This window comes from Pelatocladus sp. BLCC-F211, assembly GCF_041928655.1.
In the GTDB taxonomy this organism is placed as follows: Bacteria; Cyanobacteriota; Cyanobacteriia; order Cyanobacteriales; family Nostocaceae; genus Pelatocladus.
The window spans coordinates 1-3,479 of sequence record NZ_JBHFLM010000077.1 but is presented as its reverse complement, the minus strand read 5'-3'; the positions used below and the strand labels follow the sequence as shown (position 1 = coordinate 3,479).

Here is a 3,479-nt window from a genome sequence, read left to right as displayed (position 1 = left end):
GAAAAAGATTTGGGTCTTGGGAACCAGGACTCCTGCCCACCGAGGGAATGTAAGACCAAAAAAACTACGGAGTTTTTGAGGCTGTTCCCGATGAATTGGGAAGCTCAGACTTCAGCCGTAGGCAAGTCTGAGTAGTTCACTCGTCCTGCTTGTCCAATTAACTATTCACCATTACTAGAAGGTGGTGGAGATGCAGGTACAACAGGCGCAGATTGTTGTTTGAAACGACGTAGTGATTGTCTTAACTGAGTCTGATTACTAGATGATCCCGATGATGTGTTTATCTCTGTGCGCCGGCGACGGGTGGATTGTGTTGCTGGGGTGGGATTATTTGGTGCAACTTGCTGTTGTTGCTGTCTAGGTTTTGGAGTAGTTTGGTTGGTACTCTGTGAAGGAGTTTCCACACGCTGACGGTGTAAGCGACGAGTAGGTGTTGTTGGTTGAGAAGTTGTCGTTTGGTTTGATGTTGTTTGGTTTGATGTTGTTTGGTTTGAAGAAGATGATGTAGATGTATTCTGTTGTCTAGTTCTGACTTCTGGAGGAACATCAACAATAGTTCCTGAAGTAAACCGTCTTCTACGTCGTGATGTTTGTTGTGGTGTGCTGGCAGAATTAGAAGTTGCTTGTTGATTTCTTTGTTGTTCTTCTCTTTGTCTTTGACGTTTTTTGACGTTACGGTAACGACGCGAACCTTGTAGGGCGTATTCAGTGGCGATCGCTACTCCTTGTCTACCACTGTCTGATGGTTTTAATTTCCAGTTACGAGCCTGGTTGAGATGCTCTTCATCTAGTTTACGATTTCCACTGGATTTGATGATCCGCACCTTCGTAACATTACCCTGAGCATCAGTATCAACAGCTACTTCTACTCTGCCTTCTACCCCTCTGCGTCTGGCATCTTCAGGGTATTTAGAATCACACTGACGGCAAGCTGCACGACCATTTCCTGAGCTTGTTTGCAGTTTAGGAGGTGTAGGTGCTGTGGCTACATTTTGGCGACCAGTACCAGAACCATTACCAGAACCTGTTCCCGTTCCAGTGCCACTACCGCTACCACTGGCAGTACCAGAACCTGTTCCTGTACCACTACCGCCAGTAACTATTGTACCTGTACCATTGCCTGTAGTGGTAGCAACGCTAGAACCTCCGCCACCTCCACCATTTGCAACTGTGCTTCCTTGACTGTTTCTAGAATCTCTTACTCCGCTTAAAACCTGTCGCAAATTTTCATTGCTTGGCTGTGTATTATTCTGCACTGGTGCTGATGCGGAGGAAGTATTAGTTGCAATGGTAGGATTTGGTCGCGAATTTGGTGTATTCTCTGGTTGCTGGACAACAGGCTTTTGAGGTTCAGTAGTAAATGTCGGCTGTGTAGCAACAGGTTTTGGTTGTTCTTTGACAGGTTCAGGTTGTAACTTCTGTACCACAGGTTTAGGTTGTGGTGTCGGTTGTTTCTCAACTTTTACCAATGGTTGAGGAAATTTTGGTACGGGTAATACTTCGGTATTATTGGTAGAGTCAGTAGTGGCTTTCGCACTCAGAATACTAGTGTTATCTATGGGTTTTTCTTTAGGAGTTTCTTTTTTGGTTTCTTCTGGTGGGTCTGCCGTTTCCAGGGTTGCAGGTTCAACAATTGTGAATTCTATTGGTTCTTCTTCAGAAGGCAGTTTGTCGAAAAGATTGCCAATTCCAGAAGCTAATACCCCAATATGCAACATTAGCGAGCCAATGAAACTAAAAACCAGAAAAGACTTCAAAGCTTTGGCTTCTTTTTCTCGCTGCTGCACTGCGATGCTGGAAAAGCTCATAATATTGCAATTTATTATTACCTAAGTAGTCAGATTAGAATGCTTAGAAGCAAAAGTCAAGCAATAAGATGAGAAAATTTTTAGTTAATCATCCTGGGATATGACAATCGGTAAAACTTGATTTAGCAAGCTTTTGAGTCTAAAAATGAGTCTCAAAAATCATAAAATTTTATATCAGTAAGAGCTAATTTAAGTTTGAGAGGAGTTTTTAATCATTTGAATAACTATTGATAAGTTATATCATTTACTGCTAGTCTAGCTGTGATATTATTCATCTCCTAACAAAGTATTGCATGGTAATCAATCAGTTATTTTCGGCAGGTGGCGTGGTTATGTGGCCCCTGCTTGCATTTAGTGTAGTGGCGATCGCATTAATTATTGAACGGGTGCTTTTCTGGTATCGCATCAACACTCGTCAAAATAAAGTAGTACGAGAAGTATTAAATCTCTATCGTGTAGAGAACGTTGTGGGTGCGATAGATAAACTGAAAAAAAATGCTGACTTACCCATCGCGCGGATTTTTCTCTCAGCGTTGCAATTAGAAGAACCCACACCAGAAGAATTTCGTCTGGCTTTAGAAAGCGAATCCCAAGCAGAAATTCCTGTCCTCAAGCGTTTCCAAAACATTTTTGAGACAATCATCGGTCTTGCACCACTGTTGGGTTTGCTGGGAACTGTATTGGGATTGATTGTCTCGTTTGCATCCCTAGATATTGGTGATGTGGGAGGTACAAAAACCGCAGGTGTCACCGCAGGTATTAGTGAAGCGCTTGTGTCTACAGCATCAGGATTGGTTGTAGCCATCTTTACATTGCTTTTTGCTAATACCTTCCGGGGGCTGTACCAACGTCAAATAGCTTCGATTCAAGAATATGGCGGACAATTAGAATTACTATATCGTCGTCGTTACGAGAGAGGAGACAGAAGTTATGCGCCTACAAGATGAACCAGATTTGCCACCGCAGATTAATATCGTACCGATGATAGATGTGATTTTTGCAATTTTGACATTTTTTATTATGTCAACGTTGTATTTAACTCGTTCAGAAGGTTTACCAGTCAGTTTACCCAAGGCAGCAACAGCCAAGCAACAGCAAATTCCGACTAAAATCACTGTGACGGTCGATAAAGATGGACAAGTGAGCTTGAACCGTAAACCCACTAGTGTTGATGCATTAGAAGGACAAGTGCGTACTTTGGTGGGTTCTAATCCAGAAGCCTTGGTAATTATTAATGCTGATGAAAAAGTTGGTCACGGTCAGGTTGTGACGGTGATGGATAAGGTGCGCCAGGTTAAAGGAGCTAAGTTGGCGATCGCGACTCAAAAACCATAGTAGTGGTTGGAAGGGGGACACGGAGGACAAGGAGGACAAGGGGGACAAGGGAGACAAGGGGGACAAGGGAGACAAGGGAGACAAGGGAGACAAGGGAGACAAAGGTCAAATTAGATATATGGTGTGAAATCTCAAAAAATGAATGAGACGTTTGGTAGTTCTCAAGAATGGCTGACTGTATTTGCTTATGTGGGATTTACCAAAAACCTGGGTCTAAAGCCTCGTCCTAGAAGGACGACTTTGATGATATTATGTTTTTAGCGGTAAAGCGCACAGATAAAAAACGAAGTAGGTCAAGTGGACAACTCCTGATCCAGAACCCTGGTAGTATAAATC

3 protein-coding genes are annotated in these 3,479 nt (G+C 42.9%); 2 read left to right on the top strand and 1 reads right to left on the bottom strand.

The features are described 5' to 3' along the window. Positions 1–161: 161 nt before the first annotated feature. Positions 162–1,808, bottom strand: coding sequence for a TonB family protein (locus ACE1AT_RS09145; protein WP_374867478.1), 1,647 nt, complete (start codon positions 1,806–1,808; stop codon positions 162–164). Positions 1,809–2,101: 293 nt separating this feature from the next. Here ACE1AT_RS09145 and ACE1AT_RS09140 point away from each other — a divergent pair, with 293 nt between their 5' ends. Both ACE1AT_RS09140 and ACE1AT_RS09135 read left to right on the top strand, forming a co-directional pair. Next, positions 2,102–2,755: a MotA/TolQ/ExbB proton channel family protein gene (locus ACE1AT_RS09140; protein WP_374867476.1), complete on the top strand. Its 654-nt coding sequence runs from the start codon at positions 2,102–2,104 to the stop codon at positions 2,753–2,755. Continuing rightward, positions 2,739–3,143 (top strand): ExbD/TolR family protein, encoded by a 405-nt coding sequence (locus ACE1AT_RS09135; RefSeq protein ID WP_374867474.1) that lies wholly within the window; start codon positions 2,739–2,741, stop codon positions 3,141–3,143. Before ACE1AT_RS09140 ends, ACE1AT_RS09135 begins: the two co-directional genes overlap by 17 nt. Positions 3,144–3,479 lie beyond the last annotated feature (336 nt).

Bases quoted from the DNA above. Each gene is read 5' to 3' on its own strand.
- ACE1AT_RS09145 (WP_374867478.1), bottom strand. From the start codon at position 1,808: ATGAGCTTTTCCAGCATCGCAGTGCAGCAGCGAGAAAAAGAAGCCAAA.
- ACE1AT_RS09140 (WP_374867476.1), top strand. From the start codon at position 2,102: ATGGTAATCAATCAGTTATTTTCGGCAGGTGGCGTGGTTATGTGGCCC.
- ACE1AT_RS09135 (WP_374867474.1), top strand. From the start codon at position 2,739: ATGCGCCTACAAGATGAACCAGATTTGCCACCGCAGATTAATATCGTA.